Source organism: Actinomadura flavalba DSM 45200 (assembly GCF_000374305.1).
GTDB lineage: Bacteria > Actinomycetota > Actinomycetes > Streptosporangiales > Streptosporangiaceae > Spirillospora > Spirillospora flavalba.
Genome location: NZ_KB894107.1, coordinates 12,441 through 34,768, shown reverse-complemented (window position 1 = coordinate 34,768; position 22,328 = coordinate 12,441). Strand labels below are relative to the sequence as shown.

The 22,328-nt window shown below is 74.2% G+C and carries 24 protein-coding genes; 13 read left to right on the top strand and 11 right to left on the bottom strand.

The window, feature by feature from the left end:
- The first annotated feature begins 73 nt into the window (after positions 1-73).
- Both C229_RS0128495 and C229_RS0128490 read left to right on the top strand, forming a co-directional pair.
- On the top strand, positions 74-1,273 hold the full coding sequence (locus tag C229_RS0128495) for a polysaccharide deacetylase family protein (protein ID WP_018658535.1): 1,200 nt from the start codon (positions 74-76) through the stop codon (positions 1,271-1,273).
- Between the two features lie 33 nt (positions 1,274-1,306).
- Positions 1,307-1,936 (top strand): LysE family translocator, encoded by a 630-nt coding sequence (locus C229_RS0128490; RefSeq protein WP_018658534.1) that lies wholly within the window; start codon positions 1,307-1,309, stop codon positions 1,934-1,936.
- 2 nt (positions 1,937-1,938) lie between these two features.
- On the opposite strand, the gene C229_RS32180 is transcribed toward C229_RS0128490, so the two are convergent.
- The 3 genes from C229_RS32180 to C229_RS0128475 form a co-directional block, all read right to left on the bottom strand.
- The gene (locus tag C229_RS32180) at positions 1,939-3,336 is read right to left on the bottom strand and encodes an amino acid permease (protein WP_018658533.1); all 1,398 of its coding nucleotides are present in this window, start codon (positions 3,334-3,336) and stop codon (positions 1,939-1,941) included.
- 72 nt (positions 3,337-3,408) lie between these two features.
- On the bottom strand, positions 3,409-5,136 hold the full coding sequence (locus C229_RS35145) for a serine/threonine-protein kinase (RefSeq protein ID WP_018658532.1): 1,728 nt from the start codon (positions 5,134-5,136) through the stop codon (positions 3,409-3,411).
- A gap of 66 nt (positions 5,137-5,202) precedes the next feature.
- A complete protein-coding gene (locus C229_RS0128475) occupies positions 5,203-6,852 on the bottom strand; it encodes a serine/threonine-protein kinase (RefSeq protein WP_018658531.1) in 1,650 nt (549 codons plus the stop codon).
- A gap of 233 nt (positions 6,853-7,085) precedes the next feature.
- On the opposite strand from C229_RS0128475, the gene C229_RS0128470 reads away from it, so the two are divergent.
- Both C229_RS0128470 and C229_RS0128465 read left to right on the top strand, forming a co-directional pair.
- Positions 7,086-7,358, top strand: a complete 273-nt coding sequence (locus C229_RS0128470; RefSeq protein WP_018658530.1) for a hypothetical protein — start codon at positions 7,086-7,088, stop codon at positions 7,356-7,358.
- 119 nt (positions 7,359-7,477) lie between these two features.
- Positions 7,478-7,768, top strand: coding sequence for a DUF6504 family protein (locus C229_RS0128465; protein ID WP_018658529.1), 291 nt, complete (start codon positions 7,478-7,480; stop codon positions 7,766-7,768).
- 6 nt (positions 7,769-7,774) lie between these two features.
- On the opposite strand, the gene C229_RS0128460 is transcribed toward C229_RS0128465, so the two are convergent.
- From C229_RS0128460 to C229_RS0128445, 4 genes are all read right to left on the bottom strand, one after another.
- Positions 7,775-8,455 carry a DUF4328 domain-containing protein gene (locus C229_RS0128460; RefSeq protein ID WP_033424897.1) on the bottom strand — a complete coding sequence of 227 codons (681 nt, stop codon included), beginning with the start codon at positions 8,453-8,455 and terminating at the stop codon, positions 7,775-7,777.
- Positions 8,456-8,522: 67 nt separating this feature from the next.
- Positions 8,523-8,936 carry a hypothetical protein gene (locus C229_RS0128455; RefSeq protein ID WP_240487410.1) on the bottom strand — a complete coding sequence of 138 codons (414 nt, stop codon included), beginning with the start codon at positions 8,934-8,936 and terminating at the stop codon, positions 8,523-8,525.
- A complete protein-coding gene (locus C229_RS0128450; RefSeq protein ID WP_205624572.1) occupies positions 8,906-9,553 on the bottom strand; it encodes a response regulator in 648 nt (215 codons plus the stop codon). Before C229_RS0128450 ends, C229_RS0128455 begins: the two co-directional genes overlap by 31 nt.
- Before the next feature lie 19 nt (positions 9,554-9,572).
- Positions 9,573-10,721, bottom strand: coding sequence for a sensor histidine kinase (locus tag C229_RS0128445; RefSeq protein ID WP_018658525.1), 1,149 nt, complete (start codon positions 10,719-10,721; stop codon positions 9,573-9,575).
- Positions 10,722-10,839: 118 nt separating this feature from the next.
- Here C229_RS0128445 and C229_RS34600 point away from each other — a divergent pair, with 118 nt between their 5' ends.
- From C229_RS34600 to C229_RS0128430, 3 genes are all read left to right on the top strand, one after another.
- On the top strand, positions 10,840-11,016 hold the full coding sequence (locus tag C229_RS34600; RefSeq protein ID WP_018658524.1) for a hypothetical protein: 177 nt from the start codon (positions 10,840-10,842) through the stop codon (positions 11,014-11,016).
- Between the two features lie 511 nt (positions 11,017-11,527).
- Positions 11,528-11,743 (top strand): hypothetical protein, encoded by a 216-nt coding sequence (locus C229_RS0128435; RefSeq protein ID WP_018658523.1) that lies wholly within the window; start codon positions 11,528-11,530, stop codon positions 11,741-11,743.
- A 761-nt stretch (positions 11,744-12,504) separates the two neighbouring features.
- The gene (locus C229_RS0128430) at positions 12,505-13,308 is read left to right on the top strand and encodes a methyltransferase domain-containing protein (RefSeq protein WP_338029186.1); all 804 of its coding nucleotides are present in this window, start codon (positions 12,505-12,507) and stop codon (positions 13,306-13,308) included.
- Positions 13,309-13,903: 595 nt separating this feature from the next.
- Here C229_RS0128430 and C229_RS0128425 read toward each other — a convergent pair.
- From C229_RS0128425 to C229_RS0128410, 4 genes are all read right to left on the bottom strand, one after another.
- Entirely contained in the window at positions 13,904-15,559 is a 1,656-nt protein-coding gene (locus C229_RS0128425; RefSeq protein ID WP_018658521.1) for an acetolactate synthase large subunit, read from the bottom strand.
- A 72-nt stretch (positions 15,560-15,631) separates the two neighbouring features.
- A complete protein-coding gene (locus tag C229_RS0128420) occupies positions 15,632-16,651 on the bottom strand; it encodes an LLM class F420-dependent oxidoreductase (RefSeq protein ID WP_018658520.1) in 1,020 nt (339 codons plus the stop codon).
- Between the two features lie 127 nt (positions 16,652-16,778).
- Complete coding sequence (locus tag C229_RS32170) at positions 16,779-17,012, bottom strand: DUF397 domain-containing protein (RefSeq protein WP_018658519.1); 234 nt, start codon at positions 17,010-17,012, stop codon at positions 16,779-16,781.
- Positions 17,009-17,851, bottom strand: coding sequence for a helix-turn-helix domain-containing protein (locus C229_RS0128410; RefSeq protein ID WP_018658518.1), 843 nt, complete (start codon positions 17,849-17,851; stop codon positions 17,009-17,011). The genes C229_RS32170 and C229_RS0128410 overlap by 4 nt, the downstream gene beginning before the upstream one ends.
- A gap of 181 nt (positions 17,852-18,032) precedes the next feature.
- Here C229_RS0128410 and C229_RS0128405 point away from each other — a divergent pair, with 181 nt between their 5' ends.
- The 6 genes from C229_RS0128405 to cobC all read left to right on the top strand — a co-directional run bounded on the left by C229_RS0128405 (position 18,033) and on the right by cobC (position 22,323).
- The gene (locus tag C229_RS0128405) at positions 18,033-18,500 is read left to right on the top strand and encodes an ATP-binding protein (protein ID WP_018658517.1); all 468 of its coding nucleotides are present in this window, start codon (positions 18,033-18,035) and stop codon (positions 18,498-18,500) included.
- Positions 18,501-18,567: 67 nt separating this feature from the next.
- Positions 18,568-19,179, top strand: a complete 612-nt coding sequence (locus C229_RS33280; RefSeq protein ID WP_018658516.1) for a GNAT family N-acetyltransferase — start codon at positions 18,568-18,570, stop codon at positions 19,177-19,179.
- A complete protein-coding gene (locus C229_RS32160) occupies positions 19,176-19,649 on the top strand; it encodes a hypothetical protein (protein WP_018658515.1) in 474 nt (157 codons plus the stop codon). Before C229_RS33280 ends, C229_RS32160 begins: the two co-directional genes overlap by 4 nt.
- Complete coding sequence (locus tag C229_RS0128390) at positions 19,646-20,548, top strand: hypothetical protein (protein WP_018658514.1); 903 nt, start codon at positions 19,646-19,648, stop codon at positions 20,546-20,548. Before C229_RS32160 ends, C229_RS0128390 begins: the two co-directional genes overlap by 4 nt.
- 177 nt (positions 20,549-20,725) lie before the next feature.
- Positions 20,726-21,316 (top strand): precorrin-8X methylmutase, encoded by a 591-nt coding sequence (locus C229_RS0128385; RefSeq protein WP_026314238.1) that lies wholly within the window; start codon positions 20,726-20,728, stop codon positions 21,314-21,316.
- Positions 21,313-22,323 carry an Rv2231c family histidinol phosphate aminotransferase CobC gene (gene cobC / locus C229_RS0128380; protein ID WP_018658512.1) on the top strand — a complete coding sequence of 337 codons (1,011 nt, stop codon included), beginning with the start codon at positions 21,313-21,315 and terminating at the stop codon, positions 22,321-22,323. The genes C229_RS0128385 and cobC overlap by 4 nt, the downstream gene beginning before the upstream one ends.
- Positions 22,324-22,328 lie beyond the last annotated feature (5 nt).

Genomic DNA, 22,328 nt, shown 5'->3' with positions numbered 1-22,328 from the left:
CCCCGAGCAAGATCACTCCGCCTGCCAGCGTGGACACCGGAGTCCGGGATCTCGGGGGGTTGCGTTGGCGACGATGCTGGTCAAGTCGGTCGGCGTGATGGCCGGGGCGGTCCTCGTAGCCGTCGCCGTCCGCGAGAGCGGGCTGCTGCGCGGCGAATCCTCGGGCACGCCCGCCCAGGCGGGCCGCCCGGACGCCGCGTCGACCGAACGCCCGGTGCGCAGGCTGATCGGTGACGGCTCGACCGCCGACACCGGCCCGCAGCCGTCCCAGCCCACCCCGCGCAGGCTCGCCCCGGGGCAGCGGCCCCCGCAGTTCGTCGTGTTCTCCTGGGACGGCGCCGGAGAGGACTCCGCCCGGCTGTTCTCCAAGTTCCTCGACCTCGGCCGCCGCCACAACGCCGCGCAGACGTTCTTCCTCAGCGGCCTCTACGCCCTGCCCGAGGCCGGAAAGCACCACTACCGCCCGCCCGGCCGCGAACGCGGCGCGTCCGATATCGGGTACCTGCGCACCGCCGACGTCCGCCGGACCCTCGCGCAGGTCCGCCGCGCGTGGCTGGAGGGCCACGAGATCGGCACCCACTTCAACGGCCACTTCTGCGGCCCGGGAGGCGTGGGGACCTGGACGCCCGCGCAGTGGCGCTCGGAGATCCGGCAGGCCCGCTGGTTCGTCAAGAACTGGAAGACGACGACCGGCTGGAAGTCCCTGCCGCCGCTGCCGTTCGACTACGACCGCGAGATGGTCGGCGGCCGCACCCCCTGCCTGGAGGGAAGCGCCAACGCGCGCGAGGCCGCCCGCGAGATGGGGTTCCGGTACGACTCCAGCGGCGTCGGCACGCAGGTGTGGCCGGGCAGGCGCGCCGGGCTCTGGGACCTTCCGCTCCAGCAGGTGCCGCTGCCGGGCCGCGGCTTCGAGGTCCTGTCGATGGACTACAACTACCTCGCCAACCAGGGCGGTTCCGGCGGGAACGCCGCGCGGGGGCGGCAGATGCACGAAAGCCTCATGCGCGGCTTCGAACGCGCCTACGACGGCAACCGCGCGCCGCTGATCATCGGCAACCACTTCGAGCAGTGGAACGGCGGCGTCTACATGGACGCGGTCGAGGACGTCATGCGCGACACCTGCGGGCGCGAGGAAGTGCGCTGCGTCTCCTTCCGCCAACTCGTCGACTGGCTCGACGTCCAGGACCCGGCCGTCCTCGCCGAACTGCGCGGCCTGGACGTCGGTGTGCGTCCCGCCGCGTGGCCGGGCGGCGCCGGTCCGATATCGGGGTGACGCAGCAGGTCAGGGCGCGTTACGCTCGGCCGCGTGGTGCAGATCGATCAGCTTCTCGCGTTCTCCGTCGTGGCCTTCGCGATCATCCTGGTGCCCGGCCCGAACGTGCTCTTCGTCATCGGGCGCGCGCTCGCGCACGGACGGCGGGTCGCGCTCGCCGGTGTCGCCGGGAGCACGATCGGGGCGCTGGTGCTCGCGTCGCTCGTCGCGCTCGGCGTCGGGTCGATCGTGGCGCGGTCGGCGGTGGTGTTCACCGTGCTCAAGCTCGCGGGCGCGGCGTATCTCGTCTACCTCGGCGTGCAGGCGATCCGGCGGCGGCGCGCGTTCGCCGAGCTGACGCAGACCGACGCCGGACGCGGCAACGCGCTCGGCCAGGGCGTGCTCGTCAGCCTGACGAACCCGAAGCTGCTGGTGTTCTTCGCGGCCGTCCTGCCCCAGTTCGTCGACCCGGCGCGCGGCTCGTCCGGCGTCCAGATGATGGTGTTCGGCGCCGTCTTCTGCCTGATCGCCCTCGCCTGCGACGGCACCTGGGGCCTCGCGGCGGCGACGGCCCGCACCTGGCTCGCCCGCTCCCCGCAGCGCCTGGCCCTCCTCGGCGGCACCGGCGGCCTCATGATGATCGGCCTCGGCGTCACCATCGCCGCGACCGGCCGCAAGGACTGACCTCAGCGCCGAAGCACCGCCACGTCGGTGACCGGGGGGCGGCGGCCGTAGCGGCGGCGCAGCGGGTAGAGGGCGGCGACGATCGCGAGGCTGGCGAGGGACGCGAGGAGCTGGGTGCGCTGCCCGGCCATGAACGCCATCGAGACCAGGACGGCGACCAGCGCGAGGATCACCGCGACCGGCAGGTATGGGAACAGCCACATGCGGTAGGTGAGGCTGGACGGGTCCTCGCGTTCGAGACGCGGGCGCAGCCGCAGCTCCGAGACCATGATCGCGATGTAGACGAAGGCCAGGATCGAGCCGATCGAGTTCATCAGGAAGCGGAACACCTGGTCGGGCGAGACGTAGGACGCGATCACCGCCAGCCACGCCGCGACCGTGCCCAGCAGGATCGCGCGGACCGGGACGCCGCCGGAGTTCAGCTTCACCAGGCCCGCCGGGGCGTCGCCGTCGCGCGTGAGGACGTACAGCATCCGGGACGACACGTAGATCGCGGAGTTCAGCACCGACAGCACCGCCGTCAGGATCACCGCCTCCATGATCGTCGCGGCGGCGGGGACGCCGATGCGCTCCAGCGCGCTCACGAACGGGCTCGTCAGCACCTGCGCGTCGTCCCACGGCAGGATCGCCACCACCAGGAAGATCGACAGGACGTAGAACAGCGCGACCCGGTACAGGACGTTGCTCGTCGCCCGCGCCACGGCCCGGCCCGGCTCACGGCTCTCGGCGGCGGCGATCGTCACGATCTCGGTGCCGCCGAACGCGAACATGACCGCCACGATCGCCGTGAAGATCGACGTGACGCCGTTCGGGACGAAGCCGCCGTTGCCCGTCAGGTTGCCGAGGCCACCGGGGGAGTCCGGCCACGCCCCGAACACGTACAGCAGGCCGAGCACGGCGAACACGGCGATCGCCGCCACCTTGACCGACGCGAACCAGAACTCGAACTCGCCGAACGACCGCACCGACACCAGGTTCACGGCCGTCATCACGACCAGCAGGACCGCCGCCAGCAGCCACGCGGGCAGCCCCGTCCAGGACGCGAGGATCGCCGCCCCCGCCACCGCCTCCGCCCCCACCAGGACGACGTACAGGTACCAGTACAGCCAGCCGACCGTGAAGCCCGCGCCCGGCCCCAGCGCCATCCGCGCGTACTCCGCCAGCGACCCGGCGACGGGCCGCGCCACCACCATCTCGCCGAGCGCCCGCAGTACGCACAGCACCAGCAGCCCGGCCGCCGCGTAGGACAGGACCGCCGCCGGACCGGCCGTGCCGATCACCGCGCCGCTGCCGACGAACAGCCCGGCGCCGATCGCGCCGCCGATCGCCAGCATCGTCATGTGCCTGCGGCGCAGCCCGGCCCGCAGGCCGGGTTCCGCGGCGGGGGACTCCTTCGACATCGCGGGACGTTTCCTCGTCGGTCGGGTGCGGACGGAACCGATCCACCCTAGTTGACCTCGGGAAACGTCGCGTCACTCCACCTCGTTGAGCGCGTAGTCGTCGAACGCCGCCCACGCCTCGGTGTCCTGCGACGAGCTGTTCGGCCGGTTCACGATGATGCCGGTTCCGCCCTTGCGGTACGGCTTGTCCTCGTCGTCGTAGCTGAACGCCTTCGCGCCGTTCGCCCACACCGAGACCGTCGTCCGGTCGTCCTTGCCGTGGTAGTCCAAGAGCACCTGAAGACGGTTCGGGCCGGTCGAGGTGAAGTCCTTGACGCGGGCCTCGGCGACGTCGGTGGACCGCTTGGCCACGACCTTGCGGAGCCGGACGCTGCCGTCGGGGCGGAACACGACCTCGTAGTAGTTGTCGTCGTCGACCGCCGACAGGTAGGCGCCCGCGTCCCACTCGCCGTTGCCCGGGCCGCCGGTCAGCCGGACGACCACGTCGATCAGGTACTTGCCGGACGGGGAGACCCGCTGGTTCGGCGCCGAACAGGACCTGGAGTCGTCGAACGAGGCGACGCCGACGACGTAGCGGCCCTTCTCGTACTTGCCGCAGTCGAACTGGCCGTTCGGCCAGCCCGAGCCGACGTTGGAGAAGTTGTCCCGCTGCGTGATCGCCGACCCCGGCGAGGGCGGCGGGTCGCGCAGCACCCACCACGCGAGCACCGCGATGACGAGCGCCCCCGCGATCCCGGCGAGCACGGCCGGACGCCGGACGAGCCGCCGCACCGCGCCGCCGCTGCCGCCGGGAACCGCGTCGGCGCGCGTCTGCGCGGCCCGCCCGTCGTCGCCGTCCCGCCCCGCGACGGTCGGCGCGGCGTGCCCGTGCATCGCATGGGTGCGGGCGCTCGCGGCGCCGTTGGGCGTGGCGTCGGGTGTTGCGGCGCCGTTGGGTGTGCTGTCCGGCGTCGTGCCGGGGGTGGCGGGGGCCGTTTCGGTGGGGGACGGGCCGGGGTCGCCGGTGAGGCGGGCGAGGATTTCGCGGGCCGCGGGGCGGCGGGCCGGGTCCTTGTCCAGGGTGGCGGCGACGAGGTCGTGCAGGGCGGGGTCGAGGCCGTCGAGGGTCGGCGCGTCCGTCATCACGCGGTGGATGATCTCCGGGACGGTCGCGCCGCCGAACGGGGCGCGGCCCGTCGCCGCGTACACGACGACGCAGCCCCACGAGAACACGTCGGCGGCCGGTGACACCTCGCCGCCCCGGGTGATCTCCGGTGCGATGTAGGCGGGCGTGCCGACGAACTGCCCGGTCCGGGTGGGTCCGTCCACGGCGTCGAGGGCGCGGGCGATGCCGAAGTCGATGACGCGCGGTCCAGTCGGCGACAGCAGGACATTCGCGGGCTTGAGGTCGCGGTGCACGATGCCCGCGCCGTGGATCGCCGCGAGCGCGGTCGCGATGCCGACGGCCAGGCCCTCCAGCGTCCCGCCGTGCATCGGCCCGTTCTGCCGGACGGCCTGCTCCAGCGACGGCCCGTCCACGAACTCGGTGACGATGTACAGCGGCTCGCCGTCCAGCCGCGCGTCCAGCACGGCGGCGGTGCAGAACCGGCGGACCTGCCGCGCCGCCGTCACCTCGCGCCGGAACCGGGCGCGGAACGCCTCCTCGTCGGCCAGCTCGGCGTTGATCACCTTGACGGCGACCGGGCGGCCGGTCGCGTCTTCGCCCCGGTACACCGTGCCCATGCCGCCGCGGCCGAGGCGGCCGGTCAGCCGGTACGGCCCGAGTTCCTGCGGGTCGGTCGTGCGGAGGGGGGACGTCACGCTTCGCTCCGAATGGGGGGAGAGGGGAGGTGGACAAGAATAGGGTGATCTGTCCCCGGCGCCGACCTAGTTCCTGATCTCCGAGATGTCGAAGTCGTCGAAGAGGGCGGTCGACGGCGCGCTGGCCTGGCCTGCTCTGGCCACGACCAGGCCCGAGTTCGCGTCGCCCAGCGGCCGGTCGCGGTCGGTGGCCGACGCGGCCTCCTCGCCGTCGATCCACATCCGCAGCCGGACCGCGCCGTCGTCCTCCTCGCAGGCGACCTGGACGCGGTTGGGCTCGCCCTCGTCGTAGCCGGACGGCTTGTCCGAGCGGGCCAGCTCGACCGCGCCGCCGCCCGGCACCGCCTTGCGGATCACGGCGGCGGCGCCGTCCTTGCGGAGCAGGAACTGGTAGCCGGCGGTTCGGGTACCGGCGTCGGTGCCCCGGCAGAACAGGCCCGCCTGCCCGTTGGCGGGGCCGTCGCCGAACGTCACGGTGGCGCTGACGAGCTGCCGCGCGGGCAGCTTCTGCTCGCGGACGCGGAACGGCGACTCGGACATCTCCACGTTCTGGGAATCGCGCAGATCGGCGCGGTACTGGTTCTCGAAGTAACCGCGGCCGCCGGTGAACGCGCTGCCGGGCCAGCCGGACCGGGTGTCGGCGAAGTCGTCGGAGAAGACGATCTGGGTGTCGTCGGGCGGCCCGCCGCCGAACAGCCCGACCAGGCCGACGCCGACCAGCACGACCACGGCGAGGACGGCCGCGCCCGCCGCCAGCGCCCGGACCGGGACGCCGCCCCTCCGGGACGGCGGCGGCGGGGGCGGCGGCGCCTCGGGACGCGTCGGCTGCGGCGGCGGGCTCCACGTCCGCTGGACCGTGTCGGCGAGCCGCGCCGGGTCGGGCCGGGCCGTGCCGACGAGCCGTCCCAGCAGCTCGTCCACGGTCGGGCGGCGGCGCGGGTCCTTGTCGAGCGCGGCGGCGACGACGTCGCGCACCGCCGGGTCGAGCCGGGACAGGTCGGGCGTCTCGTGCGCGACCCGGTAGAAGATCTCCGGCATCGTGGCGCCCGCGAACGGCGCCGCGCCCGTCCCGGCGTAGGCGATGACGCAGCCCCAGGAGAACACGTCGGACGCGGGCGTGATCGGCTCGCCGCGCAGCAGCTCGGGCGGCAGATAGCTCGGAGTGCCGACGAAGTGGCCGGTGCGGGTCGGGCCGTCGCCCGGCGCGGCGTCCAGGGCCCGCGCGATGCCGAAGTCGATGACGCGTGGTCCTGTCGACGACAGCAGGACGTTCGCGGGCTTGAGGTCGCGGTGCACGATGCCCGCGCCGTGGATCGCGGCCAGCGCCGTCGCGACGCCGACGGCCAGGCCCTCCAGCTCCGATCCCGGCAGCGGGCCGCGTTCGGCGACCGCCTTCTCCAGGCTCGGGCCGTCGATGAACTCGGTGACGACGAACAGCGGATCGCGTTCCAGCTCGGCGTCCAGCACCGGCGCCGTGCAGAACCGCCGCACCTGCCGGGCGGCGGTCACCTCGCGGCGGAACCGCTCGCGGAACGGGGCCTCGCCCGCCAGCTCGCGGTTGATCACCTTGACCGCGACGCGGCGTCCCCGCTCGTCCTGGCCGAGGTAGACGGTGCCCATGCCGCCCTGGCCGAGCCGCGACAGCAGCCGGTACGGGCCGAGTTCCCGGGGGTCGCCGGGGCGCAGGGCTTCGGTCGGGCTGACGTGGGAGGTCATGGTCGTCCTGGGTCGGGCGGGCGGGAGGCGGGGTCGTAGAGCACCCTAATCCCTGGACGGGCTGCGCATTTCCCCGCAGACCACGCCGGTCGCGGCCACGTAAGCAAGACGTGACCCCTGGTGAACTCGCGGCGACAGAGCGTGGGGGCGACAATGGGACGGCGACCCACCCCGCGCCTCTGCCGGTCACCCCCCGCCGGAGCGGCTCCTGATATGAAGGCGGCTGATCCGCGGTGTCTCTGGCCCCCGCGCATGATCCGGCGCATGTCCGCCGGCACCATCTGTCCCTCCTCGCCCGGGAGGTCGGCGCCCGCGGCCTCGGCTGGCGGCTGGCGGGCCCGCAGGCGTCGGTGCTCGCCGTCGTCGCGCCCGTCTCGGGACGGCAGGTGATGGTCGTCGCGATGCCGTCCGGCGCCGGCTGGTCCTACCTGTGGACGGGCGGCGGGTTCGCCGACGTGACCGCCGCCGCGGGCGTCGCCGACCAGATCGCACGGCAGTTGAGCTGAGGTTTCGCCGGGTTGCCTCCCGGCGGACGGTGTCTCTAGACTCGCCGTTGCGAACACACGTTCGATCCGTATGACTTCCCCCGTGCGGTGCATTCAGGCGTTTTACGACGGGGGAGCGGATGGCGCACGGCTCGGGCGACGCGGTCGAGGTCGACACGGTGAACGGGAGGCCCGTCCGGTTCGTGTGGCGCGCACGCGCCTACACGGTCCAGCGGGTCCTCGAACACTGGGTCACCACCCGTGACTGGTGGCTCGAACACGCCACCGCCTCCGACGCCGAACTCACCGAACGCGAGTTCTGGCGCGTCGAGGCCGTCCGCACCGAGGACGCGCCCCGTGGCGTCGGGGTGTGCGAGTTGCGTTACGAGGCCGCCGCCGGAACCTGGACCATCACGCGGGTGTGGGACTGAGAGCGCTCAACGGTCGGAGAGGACCTGGAGACGGGTGATCTGGTAGACGGGCACCATGCACAGCGCGGCGGCCAGGGCGAGGCAGGCCGCCGCGGCGACGCCGAGACCGACGTCGAAGCGCGCGTCGGAGAGGGTGTCCAGGCTGCCCACGGTGAACAGGCGCGCCAGGAGCGCCGCCATCAGCGCGCACCCCCACCAGCCCGCGACGACGAGCCCCGCGAACTGCCGCTCCGTCGTCCGGTACCGGCCGCTGTTGACCCACACCTCGTACACCATGCGCGGCGGCAGCCACAGGTTCACGAACGGGCACAACCACCCGAACACGACCCACGCCCGGTGCCGGCTCTGCGGCCCCGGCGCCTGCCGGTGCGCCCGCCACAGCCAGCCGAGGTAGAGGAACCCGGTCAGCCCCGCGAGGACGGCGCAGATGACGAACATGTCCGCGTACGGCTTCAGCGTCGCCGCCGTGACGACCGGATCGTAGGTGTCGTGCGTGTCGGTGCGCAGCGGCGCCATGACCCGCAGCAGGCTGATCCCCGCCGCGAGCGCGACGAACGCGTTGAACCCGAGCAGCATGAACACGGCCACCCCGACCGCGCGGAAGTCCCGCCGCCGCGCCCACGCCCCGCAGTGCGGGCAGCGCGCGATCTCCCGGGGGATGATGTCGCCGCACAACGCACACGGCATGACTCCACCTCCGGCAGTCTTTATCTCCTCTTGCCCTGATTCTAGGGAACCTCTGACGACCGGCGCTTCAAAGGATCAGCAGCGTGGAGACCGCCAGGCCCGTCGCGGTGAGGACCAGGAACGCGGCCAGGCGGGGGAGGCCGCCGTCCAGGAGACGGACGGGACGGAAGGCGGTGGCCGTCAGCAGCGACCACCAGGTGACCGCGGCGCCCGTCGTCACGAGGAGGGAACCGAAGCCGACGAGGGCGGGGAGCGCGAGGAACGCCAGCGGGGTCAGCGTGTGGGCGAAGACGGCGGGGCCGCGGACGTCCTCGGGCAGATCGCGGCGCAGCGTCGCCAGGACGAGCGCCCAGCCCGCCGCGAACAGCCCCCACACGACGATGACGAGCGCGGGCAGTCCCGCCAGCGACTCCGGTGCCAGTGTCCGTCCCCTTCCGCGCGGCCCGCGTCTCAGCGGACCAGGCCGGACTCCCACGCCCACGCCGCGATCTCCACCCGGTTCCGGGCGTCGAGCTTGCGCTGCACGCTGCTCAGATGCGTCTTCACCGTGGACAGCGACACGAACAGTTCGGCGGCGATCTCCTCGTTCGTCCGGCCACGGGCGACAAGACGGACGACGTCCAGTTCGCGGTCGGTCGGGGACTCGCGGGGACGGCGCGGCTCCGCCGCCGGCACCGCCAGCCGCTCCAGCAGCCGGACCGTGATCGACGGCGACACCAGCGCCGCGCCGCTCGCCGCCGCCCGCACCGCCTCGACCAGCAGCGCCGGGCCGCTGTCCTTCAGCAGGAAGCCGGTGGCGCCGCCGCGGATCGCGCCGTAGACGTACTCGTCCATGTCGAACGTGGTGACGATCACGACGCGGAGCGGATCGGAAACGCCGGGACCGGCGAGCAGCCGGGTCGCCTCCAGGCCGTCCATGCGGGGCATCCGGACGTCGAACAGGCACACGTCCGGGCGGAGTTCGCGCGCCAGCTCGACCGCCCGCGCGCCGTCCTCGGCCTCGCCGACGACGGTCATGTCCGGCTGGGATTCGAGGATCATGCGGAATCCGGCGCGGACCATCTGCTGGTCGTCGGCGATGAGCACACGCAGGGTCACGTCGTTGATTCTCGCAGGCTCAGCGCGCGGGCAGCACCGCCGTCACCGTCCAGCCGCCCGCCGGGCCCGGCCCGGCCATGAGCCGGCCGCCGAGCGCGGCGATCCGCTCGTCCAGCCCGGCCAGGCCGAAACCCCCGGCGGGCAGGCGGCGGCCCCGGCCCTGGCCGTCGTCGGTGACCTGGACGGCGTACGCGCCGTCGCGTCGTTCGATCATGACATGCACGGTGGTGGCGTCGGCGGCGTGCTTGCGGACGTTGGTCAGCGACTCCTGGACGACGCGGTGGATCGTCGTGGCGATCTCCGGCGGGGGCGTGCCCAGGTCGGGGGCGATGAAGAGGGCGGCGGGCGGGGAGGTGAAGGCGTCCGTCAGGTCCGCGACCGCGTCGAGGCCGGTGCGGCGGGGCGTCGCGGCGGGCGCGTCCTGCGCGTCGCGGAGCAGGCCGACCATGCGGCGCATCGACGTCAGCGCCTCGCCGCCCGCCTGCTCGATCCCGGCGAGCATCGTGTCGAGCTGCTCGGGGCTCTGCGCGGCGCCCGACCCGGCCGCGAACCGCGCCGCCTGCGCCTGGACGACGATGCCGGTGACGTGGTGGGCGACGAAGTCGTGCAGGTCGCGGGCGAGGTCGAGGCGTTCGTCGCGGCGGGCGGCCGTGAGCGACCGGGCGCGCCGCTCGTCCAGCGCCCGCCCGTACAGGCCCGCGCCGACCGCGACCGCGACGAGCACGGCGAGCGGCGCGGACAGCAGGACGGGCAGGAGCAGCCCGCCGCGCAGCGGCAGCAGCACGACCGCCGAGCCGAGCAGCGTGGTGAGCGGGACGAGCCGGTCGCGCGGCGCCTTCCACGCGACCCGCAGCGCGAGCAGCAGCAGGCCGCACGCCTCCGGGACCACCGCGGGATTGCCGTCGTGCATGCCGGAGAACGCCAGCGCGCCGGTGAGGAGCAGGGACGCGCCCGCCACCCCGGCCGCCCAGCGCGACAGGTGACGCGGCAAGAGCGCGCCGATGGTCGCGGCGGCGGCGACGGCGTACAGCACGATCTCACGGGGGCCGAGCCCGTAGGTGAGGACGCACGCCAGCAGATACAGGGACGCGCCGCCCCAGATCGCCACCCGCACGACGCACCCGCCCACCGTGTGGACGCGCTCCAGCCCGCCGGGGTGCTCGGTCATGCTTCGAGGCTACGACCTGCGACGCAGTCCCGGATCGGCCGATCGGCCGACTCGCGCGCGGCGGAAACCGCACCGGCGGCCGATACCGCGCGAGGACCCGGGCGAGCAGGCTAGACCCATGAACCCGATGCTTCTGATCTACGTCCCGGTGGCGGCCCTGTTCGTCGCCTTCGTCGTCTACGCGGGCCTCGTCACCCCGGCCATGGAGATCACCGACTCCCTCCGCAACCGCCACGACGAAGCCCCACCCGACCGACCCGCCGAGGAGAGGAGCCCGTACGCGTCCCAGAGCTGACGTCCCGCCCCTGAACTGTCCGGGGTCGGCCTGGTGTCGGGGCCGATCCGTTGGTGGATGTTCGAGGTGGGGGTGCGCGTTCCCGGTGGGGTTGGAGGTGTCGCTTGTTGGCTCGTAAATGCGTCGCGTGTTCGTTGTGGCCTCTGCCAGCATGATGTCTGCGCTGATCAGGAGGGTGAAGGCCCGTTCGGGCGGCGTTCTCGGTGGCGCAGCGCGGCGGCGCCTTGCTTCCGGCCGCGTGAAGGCGGTGGTGCCGCGCCGGGGCGTCGCGGGCGGACGTCTCGTAGGTCCCTTCTGGAGGTGGCATCCGGTGTACGGAGATATGGGGTGCGCTTGATGCTTGCGGTGGTCTGACTCGGGGAAATGTCACAGGCACGGCGTAACTTCCGAGGTGAAGGAAGGCACGTCGAGGAATACGGGTCGAACCGGGGAGCTTGTTCGATCCGTACGACCGGGCACGGCCCGGCCGGCGGGACGGAGATCGGCCTCGCCGGTTCTGAAAGGGGTACCAGTGAACGACACGACGTTCCACCTCACCCACTCGCACTTGCACGGCCCGGCCGAGCGGACGCTGGTCGAGATCCGGCTGAGCGCCCTCTCCGACCAGCCCCTCAACACCTACACCGACCCGGCGCCGCCGCACCCGCGCCCCGTCACCACCCTCGACCCGGCCCCGGCCCGCCCGCGCGCCCACCGCCCGCACCGCCGCAAGGCCCTGGCCGCCTAACCATAACCCCGCCCCCACACCCGGGGGCGGGGCCCGCCCCGTGCGCCGCCCCACCGTGCGCCGCCCCACCGTGCGCCGCCCCACCGTGCGCCGCCCCACCGTGCGCCGCCCCACCGTGCGCCGCGCGCGCAGTCTCTCCTACCATCACGCGCGCCCACCGTCCGCGCTGCGGTCCCGCGCGCCCACCGCTCACACCGCCGCCACCGAGCCCCTAGCCGCTTGACCGCGCGCCCCCACCCATACCCAGCGTGGAGACGGCCCTGCGCAATGCCCCGCCGGGCGCGCCCCTTCCGATGCCGCGCGCGTCTCGCCGCCCTCGACCCGGCGAGACGCCCCGCGCGCCGCCCCACCGGGCGCGGCCCCTCGTGCCACACACAACGCGCGCCCACCGTCCGCGCCCCGGCTCCGCTCGCACCGTCGCACCCGAGCCCTAGTCCCTTGACCGCACGCCCCCGCCCCATACCCGGGGTGGGAGCCCCTCCGCGCACTGCCCCACCGGGCGCGGCCCCTCCTGCCACCACGCGCGCCTCCGCGTCCGCGCCTCGGCCCGCGCGCCCGCATGTGTCGAGACCGTGTTGTTTGTGCTGCTTGTGTCGCGTGGGCTGCTCGCGTTGGTCGGGTCGGGTTGGTCTCGTTGTTGTTGGCACTGTTGGGGGCGAGTTCGCAGGTCGTGGGGTTGAGTGTTCATTATGTGGGACTGAATTCTCAAATGTTGGGCGGGGATCTAGGGTTTGGGTGGGTTGGATTCGAAGTGGGGGTTGGTGGCTGTGGGTTCTTACGCGCAGGGGCATCACGACACCGTGCTCAGTGCGCATCGGTGGCGGACTGTGGAGAACTCGGCCGGGTATCTGGTGCCGTTTCTGCGGGACGGGATTTCCGTGCTGGACGTCGGGTGCGGGCCGGGGACGATCACTGTGGAGATCGGGGCTCGCGTCGGGGACGGGCGGGTCGTCGGGGTCGACAGTGCGGCGGGGGTCGTGGGGGAGGCGGTGCGGCTCGCGGCGGAGCGTGGGGCCGGGAATGTCGCGTTCGAGGTGGCCGATGTGGGGGCGCTGCCGTTTCCGGACGGGGCGTTCGATGTCGTACACGCTCACCAGGTGCTCCAGCACGTTTCCGATCCGGTCGCGGCGCTGCGGGAGATGCGCCGCGTGGCCCGTAGGGGCGGGATCGTCGCCGTGCGGGACGCCGACTACGGCGGGATGATCTGGCATCCGCGCCCGCCGGAGATGGAGCCGTGGCGGGACCTGTACACGGCCGTCGCGCGCGAGGCCGGGGGCGAGCCGGACGCCGGGCGGCGCCTCGTCTCCTGGGCCCGTCAGGCGGGGTTCACCGACGTCACGCCCTCGGCGTCGATCTGGTGCTTCGCCACCCCGCAGGACCGCGCCTGGTGGAGCGCGTCCTGGGGCGGACGCATGGTCCGCTCCGACATCGCCGACCGCGTCGTGGCGGCGGGGCACGCCACCCGCGCGGACCTGGACCGCGTCCATGCGGGCTGGACCGCCTGGGCCGCCGCGGACGACGGCTGGTTCGCCGTCCCCCACGGCGAAATCCTCTGCCGCACGTAACCGCCGGGCCGTGCCGCCCGCCGGAGCCGCCCGCCGGAGCCGCCCGCCGGAGCCGCCCGCCGGAGCCGCCCGCCGGAGCGGTGCGAGAGCCGCCCGCCGGAGCTGCCCGCCGGGGCCGCGCGGGGGAGCCGCGCGCTGGAGCGGCGCGCTGGGGCGGCGCGGGAGGCGCCCGCCGGAGCTGCCCGCCGGGGCCGCGCGCCGGGGCCGCGCGCCGGGGCCGCGCGCCGGGGCCGCGCGCCGGGGCCGCGCGCCGGGGCCGCGCGCCGGGGCGGCGCGGGAGGCGCCCGCCGGAGCGCGCCACGGTTGCGCGGCGGGGGCGCGCCACGGCTGCGCGCCCCGCTGCTGTCGGCCGGGCAGGTCAACCGCGCCGCCCTGGGTCGCCGCTTGGTCCCGCCACGGCTGCGCGTGACGGCTGCGCGTCACGGCCGCGTGCCGGGGCCGTCCGCCGGGGCCGTCCGCCGGGGCGCGTACTGGGCCGCGTACCGGGGCCGTTCGCCGGGCCGTTCGCCGTGGCCGGGTTCCGGGGTCGCGGGTCGGGGCTGCGCGCTCGGTGCGTTGCCGTTGGTGTGGGGTTGGGCGGGTGGTGTGGGAGGGGCTAGAAGGGGCCGGTCAGTTCTCCGAGTTTGCGGGTCAGTTCGAGGTTGTGGGAGTAGTCGACCGGGACGGTGACGACCGAGACGCCTTCGTCGGACAGGGCCTTGCGGAGCGTGGGGAGCAGGTCCCCGGCGGACTCGACGCGGTAGCCGCGTGCGCCGAAGCTCTCCGCGTACTGGACGAAGTCGGGGTTGCGGAACTTCACGTGGGAGCTGCGGCCCAGATCGAGGTCCATCTTCCACTCGATGAGGCCGTAGGCGGAGTCGTCCCAGATCAGCACCGTGATCGGGATGTTCTCCCGGACGGCCGTCTCCAGCTCCTGCGAGTTCATCAGGAACGCGCCGTCCCCGGTCGCGGCCAGGACGCGGTGCTCGGGGTGCGCGAGCTTGGCGCCGAGCGCGCCCGGCACCGCGAACCCCATCGACGACAGCCCGTTCGAGACCAGTAGCGTGTTCGGCTCGTACGTCGGGTACATCCGCGCCATCCACATCTTGACCGCGCCGGTGTCGGCCAGCACCAGGTCGTGGCGGCCCATCGCCTCGCGGATGTCGCTGACGATGCGGCGCGGGGACAGCGGGAAGGCGTCGTCGGCGCGGCCCTGGTCGAGTTCGGCGCGCATCATCTCCCGGATGCGCTGCCCCTCGGCGGCGCCGTCGAAGCGGCGGTGCACCGACTCGGCCAGCAGTCGCAGCGACCGGGACAGGTCGCCCTGGACGCCGACCTCGACGGGGTAGTGGTCGTCCACCTCGGCGGGTCCGTGATGGATGTGGATGATCTTCTTGTCGGCGTCGGGGTTGATCTTCACGGGGTCGAACTCCTGGAGTTCGTAGCCCACGGAGATCAGCACGTCGGCGGAGTCGAAGCCGAAGTTCACGTAGTCGTGCCGCATGAACCCGACGGCGCCGAGCGCGAGCCGGTGGTCGTCGGGGAAGACGCCCTTGCCGTTGAACGTCGTCGCGACGGGAAGCCCGAGCGTCTCGGCGAAGTGCACCAACGCGTCGCTCGCGCGGGCGCGGGCGGCGCCGTGCCCGGCCAGGACGATCGGACGCCGCGCCCGCGCGAGCACGTCGGCGGCCCGCGCGATCTGCGCCGGCGACGGCTCCTGCGGACGCACGACGTCCACCTTGAGCGGCCGCAGCGCCGGGTCGACGGGCGCGTCCTCGACGTCCTCGGGGATCGCGAGGTACACGGCGCCGGGCCGTTCGGTCTGCGCGACCTTGAACGCCTTGCGCACCATCTCCGGCAGTGCCTCGGCGGTCGGCGCCAGCTCCGACCATTTCGTGATCGGCCGGAACAGCGACACCAGGTCGACGATCTGGTGCGACTCCTTGTAGATGCGGTCGAGCCCGACCTGAGCGGAGATCGCGACCACGGGGACGCTGTTGGTGGTGGCGTCGGCGACGCCGAGCTGGAGGTTGATCGCGCCGGGTCCTAGCGTCGCGGACGCGACACCGGCCTTGCCGGTGAGACGGCCGTAGATCTCGGCCATGAACGCCGCGCCCTGCTCGTGCCGGACGAGGATGTACCGGATGGGGGAGTCGTTCAGCGCGTCGACGAAATGGATGTTCTCCTCACCCGGAATGCCGAAGACGTACTCGACGCCCTCGGCCTCCAGCGTGCGGACGAGGAGTCGGGCGGCATCCGTCTGGGTGGACATCGGTGTCCTTCCGGTCGCAAGAGGCTGACGATCAGGACAGCACGCGGCGCCGCCCGATCATTCCGCCGCCCCCTACCCCCGGACGAGATCGCGCAGTGCGCGCAGCGTCGGTTCGTCCCGGACGCCCGCGAAGAGCAGTGTCGTCACCGGGCTGTCGCGCCACAGGGTGAGCCGTTCGCGGATGCGGTCGAGCGGGCCGAGCAGCGAGATCGCGTCGGCGAGCGCGTCGGGGACGGCGCTGATCGCCTCGGCGCGGCGGCCGTCCAGGAAGAGTTCCTGGACGCGGGCGGCGTCGTCGGCGAAGCCGAGCCGGCCGATGAGGTCGAGGTGGAAGTTGCGGTCCTTGGCGCCCATGCCGCCGATGTAGAAGGCGAGCGGGATCTTGGCGAACTCCAGCGCGGCGGGGAGGTCGTCGGTGACGATCGTCGTGACGGTGGCGGCGATCTCGAAGTCGTCCGGCCGGCCGGTGAGCGACGCGCCGAACAGCGCGTCGATCTGCGCCGGGTCGACGAACAGCGGCAGCCAGCCCTGCGCCACCTCGGCCGCGAGCGCGATGTTCTTCGGCCCCTCGGCGCCCAGGTAGACGGGGATCTCGGGCCGCACCGGGTGCACGATCGACTTCAGCGGCTTGCCGAGCCCGGCGCCGCCCGGATACGGCAGCGGGTAGTGCGGGCCGGGCGCCGTGACGGGCTCTTCGCGGCGCCAGATTCTGCGCATGATGTCGATGTACTCGCGGGTCCGGGCGAGCGGCTTGGGGAACGGGACGCCGTACCAGCCCTCGACGACCTGCGGCCCGGACGCGCCGACGCCGAGGATGACGCGTCCGCCCGACAGCGCGTCCAGGGTGAGCGCCTGCATCGCCGTGGCGGCGGGGGTGCGCGCGGAGAGTTGCGCGACGGCCGTGCCGAGCCGGATGCGCGACGTCCGCGCGGCGTACCAGGCGAGCGGGGTGAAGGCGTCGGAGCCGTACGCCTCGGCGGTGAAGACGGCGTCGTAGCCGAGCCGTTCGGCGGCCAGGACGGTCTCGGTCTGGTCGTCGGGGTCGCGCTGCCAGTAGCCGACGTTGATGCCGAGCTTGAGATCCGCGGTCACGGGCCACCCTCCGTCGAGAATCGGACGCAGGGCCACACTAGAACAGGTTCTACCGCGGGGGCGAGGCCCTCGGGGAGCACGATCGGAGACCGCCGCAGCGGGTGACCATGCTCCCCGAGGGGTGACGCTAAAGCAGTCCCGGCCTGGATCGCGCGGGGGAGGGGTCGGTCAGGCAGGTGTCGACCAGCGCGCGCCAGCCGGTGCGCGACACGACGAGGACCGGTCCGGACCGGTCCTTGGAGTCGCGGACGGCGTGGCGTCCCCCCGTCATATCGGCCACTTCCACGCACTGGTCGCCGCTTCCGCTGTGGGAGGACGTGCGCCAGGACGCGCCGATGAGTTCGCGCCGGACTTCGTTCATGGGCCGCTCCTTGCTGCCTTGACGATGAGGTGCGCGGATTCCTCGGGGCTGAGGGCCGCTTCCTCGATCCGCTGGAAGCGGTCCACATGCTTTGCTGTTTCCGCGAGGCTTTCGAGGTAAACGTCGCCCATAGTGCCTTCCACGTAGGCGATATCGGGGTCGGCCGGGTCAGGGTACGACAGGATCGTGAAACGTCCGTCGAGTCCGGCGTGCTCACGCCGGGCGAACGGCATCACCTGGATCGTGATCGTCTCCCGCTCGGCCAGCAGCCCGAGCCGGGCGAGCTGCGCCCGCATCACGCCCGGCCCGCCGATCATGCGGTGCAGGACGGCCTCGTCCACGATCATGTGCATGTGGGGCGCCGACTCGCGGTCGAGGAGCGTCTGCCGGATGCGGCGGGCGTCGATGCGCCGCTCGATCTGCCCGGTGTCGGACAGCAGCCGCCCGGCCGTGATCACGGTGCGGGCGTAGTCCTCGGTCTGGAGCAGGCCGTGGACGAGCTGCGGGTCCCACGTGCGGATGCGCGAGGCGTCATCCTCCAGCGCGACGTAGCTGCCGGTGAACACGTCGGCGTAGGCGGTCCACCAGCCGCGCCGGCTCGTCTCGCCGGCCAGCGCGATGAGGGCGTCCCGGTCGGGGCTGGGGACGCCGTACAGGTTGAGGAGTCCGGCGATGTCGTCGGTCTTGGGACGGGTCTGGCCCGTCTCCAGGCGGGACACGGTGGCGCGCGACCAGTCGAGCCGGTCGGCCACCTCCTGGAGGGTCAGGCCCTGGTCCTCCCGGAGCTTGCGCAGTTCCCGCGCCAGCCGCCGGCCGCGCACCGTGGGGCGGTAGTTCATGAGAAGGAAGTCTCTCCGTCAACGGCGCCTCGCACAACGTGATTGCCGGAATTCACGAGGTTCCCGGAGCAATCCGGTGAAGGCGCTTGCGCGCGTGAGATTCTCAGGAGACGCTGACGCGTGACGGTTCGGGGACGCATGGTGACGAAACCCCGTCCGCACAGCCGAGAGCGGAGGCCCCGTGAAGGTCGCGCCAGAGATAGCCCACGACCGGCAGCCCGGGGGGACGGCCCCGACGGCCGCCCGCCCCGGCTGGGTCTGGGACCTGCCCACCGGCCCCGAGGGCGCCGGGTTCGCGCGGCGCGCGCTGGACGGCGCGCTGACGGCCCTGGGCGTCGGCCGCGACGCCCGCGCCGACGCCCGTCTCATGGTCAGCGAGATCGCCACCAACGCCCACCGGCACGCGGCGGGCCTCGGCCCCTACGAACTCTGGCTGCACGACACCCCGGACGGCCTGCGCGTCAGCGTCTTCGACCGCGACGCCCGGGTCGACATCACCGGCTACTCGTGGACGTCCGGCGACCACGGGCGCGGCCTCGGCATCGTCGCGGAGCTGTCGGGCGGGCGCTGGGGCGTGGCCGCCGCGCGGGCGCGGCTGGGCGACCGGGCGGCGGGCAAGGCGGTGTGGTTCGCGGTCCCACCGGGCTGACGCCCCTCGATGGCACGGCCGCACGCGTTTCGCTAGCGTGCTCGGCCGGTGCGGCGAAGGAGGCGGGATGAGCGCGGGCGGGTTCGGCGCGGACGTGCGGCTGGCCGGGGAGGGCGTCGTCGTGCGGCCGTTCGGGATGGACGACGCCGCCGGGTACATCGAGGTGCTGCGGGCCGGGGAGGACTGGCTGCCGCCGAACTTCCCCCGCGAGCTGGACGCCGAGCGGCTGGCGTGGTGGTTCGAGACCGGCGTGCACCAGCCGATGCGGCTCGGTCTCGGCGTCCACCTGGCCGTGGTGGCGGACGGGGAGCTGGCCGGGACGATCGGGCTGTTCCGGGTCGACTGGGGGCAGCGCACCTGCGAGGTCGGCTACGGGCTGCGGCCCCGGTGGCGCGGACGCGGGCACGCGACGGCCGCGCTGCGGCTCGTCACCGGCTGGGCGCTGGGCGGGCTGGGCCTGCACCGGGTGGAGCTGCGGGCCCTGACGTCCAACGCCGCGTCGATCCGCGTCGCGGAGAAGGCCGGTTTCCTGCGCGAGGGCCGCGCGCGCGGCGCCGAGCGCACCGCCGACGGCGTCCAGCACGACCAGTTCGTGTTCGGGCGGCTGGCCACCGATCCGGCCGCGCCCGGCGCGCCGGGCCGCGCCGCGCCGCTCTCTTCGCCAGGCTCGGCGCCATGACCGTTGAAAGCATCGACGCCGCCGCCCGCCTCGCCGCCGCGGGCGAGTCCTCGCTCGTGCTGTGCGCGGGCGACGGCACGCCCGCCGCGGCCCGCGCCATGCTGCCGCGCCTCCCCGAGGTCTGTTTCGTCCACGCCGGTCCCGCCGACCTGGCCCCGGCCGCGCGGGCGGCCGCCGCGCACGGACTGCGGCAGTTCGTCGTGGTCGGCCGGTTCGCCGAGCTGGCCGAGGCGGCGGGCGGGGACGCCGCGCTCGCCGACATCACCGCCGCGATGGGCGGCGACGCCGCCGGAACCGCCGACTACTACGCGTTCTGGGAGGAGACCGGCCTGCTGGGCACCTGCGGCCGGGAGCTGTGCCGCCGCGTCACCGACGGGCTGGACGCCCCGGTCGCCGCGCAGGTCGTCCTGGTCGGCGGGGCGGACGGCCGGATGGTCGGGATGTACGGGCGGCTGGCCCCGGCGCGATGATCGGTCCCGCCGTCCGCGCGCTGGAGCGCGCCGGGATCGACGCCGCCGACGCGCTGGTCGTGTCGGCGGCGACGGGCGGGCTGCGCCGCGCCGCGAACGCGTGCCGCGCGCACCGCAAGGTCGCGGTGCTGACCGGGCCGGGGGCCGGTCCGGCGGAGCTGGCCCGTGAGCTGTTCCCGCAGACGCCGCGCACGTTCGTCGTCTGCGAGGACCTGGACGGCCCCGCCGAGCGGATCGTCCGGGTCCGCCCGGCCGAGGCGACGACGCGGCCGTGGCACGACCCGTCCGTGGTGCTCGTCCTGGACCCGTTCGAGCGGTTCGACGGGCCGTCGTGGCTGGCCGGACGTCCGCCGGGTCCTCCCGGGTGGGCGCTGCCCGCCGAGGCGTTCACGCGCCCGGCGCCGCCGCCGGAGGTCCGGGCGCTGGCCCTGGCCTGGCTCGGGCCGCGCGTGGGCGACCTGGTCTGGGACGTCGGCCCGGCCGCCGGTCCGGTCGCGATCGAGTGCGCCCGGCTGGGCGCGGCGGCGGTCGCCGTCACCCCCGACCTCGCCTCCCGCGCGGCGATCCGCGCCGACGTCCGGGCGCACGGCGTCAAGGTCGCGGTGGCGCGGGGCGCCCTGCCCGGCGTGCTCGACCACCTGCCGGTCCCCGACGCGGTGCTGGTGCCGCCCGGCGCGGCGGACGCGCTCGCCTGCGCCGCGCACGCCCTCCGCACCGCCGTCGCGATCACCCACGACCCCGGCCCGGTGACCGCCGCCTTCGAGCGGGCGGGACTGGCCTGCACGACGGCCGACCTCGGCGGCCTCGTCGTCGTGCGGGGCGACCGGGCCGTCCCGCTCCGCCCGCACGCCGAACCCCCGCCCCGCCGCCGGATCGACACCCTCGACCCCCCGCCGTGACCGATCGGCCGCTCCGGCGCGGCGACAACGGGCACTTCGGTGGCGGGCCGTTCGTTGGGTGAGGAGACATGATGCGTTCGGATCGGCCCGTCGCGCCGCCGGTGTGGCCGGTGGGGCGGGGGCGTGCGAACCTTGCTGCGTCGAATTTCGGGCGGAGCGCTAGGAGAGCCGGTGGCCGTGCGTCAACCTCATCCCATCGAGGTCCGGTCGTACGAGATTCTGCGGACGAGGGTCGATCTGTCCCCGATGCCGCCGCTGTGGCGGGCCGTCACCGAACGCGTCGTGCACGTCAGCGCCGACCTGGAGTACGCCGTCGACCTCGTCACCGGCGAGGAGCACCTGGCGCGCGGACTGGCCGCGCTGCGGGCGGGCGCGCCGATCGTCGCCGACGAGCAGATGGTCGCCGCGGGCATCACCGCGCGCCGCGCGTACTGCGCCCTGACCGAGCCGGAGACCGCGCGGACGGCCCGCTCCGCGGGCATCGACCACGCCGCCGCGGCCGTCCGCGTCGCCCACGCCGAGGTCGGCCCCGGCGCGGTCTGGGTCGTCGGATCGGCGCCGCCCGCCCTGCTGGAGATCATCGCGGCCGACGTCCGGCCCGCCCTGGTCATCGGGCTGCCCGTCGGGTTCGTCGGCGCGGCGCAGGCCAAGGAGGCGCTGCGCGGCTCCGGGCTGCCGCAGCTCAGCAACGTGTCCGAGAAGGGCGGGTCCGTGGTGGCCGCAGCCGCCGTGAACGCCCTGCTCTACTACGAGGGAGACGTCCCGTGATCGACCTTCGCCACCACGGCGACGCCGAGGTGGGCGGCGGTCTCGCCGATTTCGCCGTCAACGTCCGCTCCGGCACCCCGCCGGACTGGCTCGCCGAGCGGCTGCGCGCGTCCGTCGCCGACCTCGCCGCCTACCCCGACCCGGCGGCCGCGCGCCGCGCCGTCGCCCGCCGCCACGGCCGCGCCGTGGACGAGGTGCTGCTGACGGCCGGGGCCGCCGAGGCGTTCGTGCTGCTCGCGCGGGTCCTCGCGCCGCGCCGCGCCGTCGTCGTGCACCCCCAGTTCACCGAGCCGGAGGCCGCGCTGGCCGCCGCCGGGCACCCCGTCGACCGCGTCCTGCTCGCGCCCGGCTTCACCCTCGACCCGGCCGCCGTGCCCGCCGACGCCGACCTCGTCATGATCGGCAACCCGACGAACCCGACGTCGGTGCTGCACCCGGCCGCCGTCGTCGCCGCGCTGGCCCGCCCCGGCCGCACGCTCGTCGTGGACGAGGCGTTCATGGACTGCGTCCCCGGCGAACCCGACAGCCTCGCCGGGTCGCTGCCACCCGGCGTCGTCGTCCTGCGCAGCCTCACCAAGACGTGGGGCCTGGCCGGGCTCCGCGCCGGATACGTCCTCGCCGCGCCGCCGCTGATCGCCCGGCTGGCCGCCGCGCAGCCGCTGTGGGCCGTGTCCACGCCCGCGCTCGTCGCGATCGAGGCGTGCTCCGAACCCGCCGCCGTCGCCGAGGCCGACGCCTGGGCCGCCGCGATGGGCGCCGAACGCGACGCGCTCGCCGGGGAACTGCGCGCCCGCGGCCTCTACGTCGTGCCGGACGCCCGCGCGTCGTTCCTGTGCGTCCGCGTGCCCGACGCGCTCGGCATCCGCGCGCTGCTGCGCCAGCGCGGCTTCGCCGTCCGGCGCGGCGACACCTTCCCCGGCCTCGGTCCCGACTGGCTCCGGCTCGCCGTCCGCGACGCCCCCGCCCACGACGACCTCCTCAAGGCCCTCGCCGACCTGGGCATCTGACCCCC

Coding starts and splice junctions, on each gene's coding strand:
- C229_RS0128495 (WP_018658535.1), top strand. CDS start 74: ATGCTGGTCAAGTCGGTCGGCGTGATGGCCGGGGCGGTCCTCGTAGCC.
- C229_RS32180 (WP_018658533.1), bottom strand. CDS start 3,336: ATGTCGAAGGAGTCCCCCGCCGCGGAACCCGGCCTGCGGGCCGGGCTG.
- C229_RS0128475 (WP_018658531.1), bottom strand. CDS start 6,852: ATGACCTCCCACGTCAGCCCGACCGAAGCCCTGCGCCCCGGCGACCCC.
- C229_RS0128465 (WP_018658529.1), top strand. CDS start 7,478: ATGGCGCACGGCTCGGGCGACGCGGTCGAGGTCGACACGGTGAACGGG.
- C229_RS0128460 (WP_033424897.1), bottom strand. CDS start 8,455: ATGCCGTGTGCGTTGTGCGGCGACATCATCCCCCGGGAGATCGCGCGC.
- C229_RS0128445 (WP_018658525.1), bottom strand. CDS start 10,721: ATGACCGAGCACCCCGGCGGGCTGGAGCGCGTCCACACGGTGGGCGGG.
- C229_RS34600 (WP_018658524.1), top strand. CDS start 10,840: ATGAACCCGATGCTTCTGATCTACGTCCCGGTGGCGGCCCTGTTCGTC.
- C229_RS0128425 (WP_018658521.1), bottom strand. CDS start 15,559: ATGTCCACCCAGACGGATGCCGCCCGACTCCTCGTCCGCACGCTGGAG.
- C229_RS32170 (WP_018658519.1), bottom strand. CDS start 17,012: ATGAACGAAGTCCGGCGCGAACTCATCGGCGCGTCCTGGCGCACGTCC.
- C229_RS0128410 (WP_018658518.1), bottom strand. CDS start 17,851: ATGAACTACCGCCCCACGGTGCGCGGCCGGCGGCTGGCGCGGGAACTG.
- C229_RS33280 (WP_018658516.1), top strand. CDS start 18,568: ATGAGCGCGGGCGGGTTCGGCGCGGACGTGCGGCTGGCCGGGGAGGGC.
- C229_RS32160 (WP_018658515.1), top strand. CDS start 19,176: ATGACCGTTGAAAGCATCGACGCCGCCGCCCGCCTCGCCGCCGCGGGC.
- C229_RS0128390 (WP_018658514.1), top strand. CDS start 19,646: ATGATCGGTCCCGCCGTCCGCGCGCTGGAGCGCGCCGGGATCGACGCC.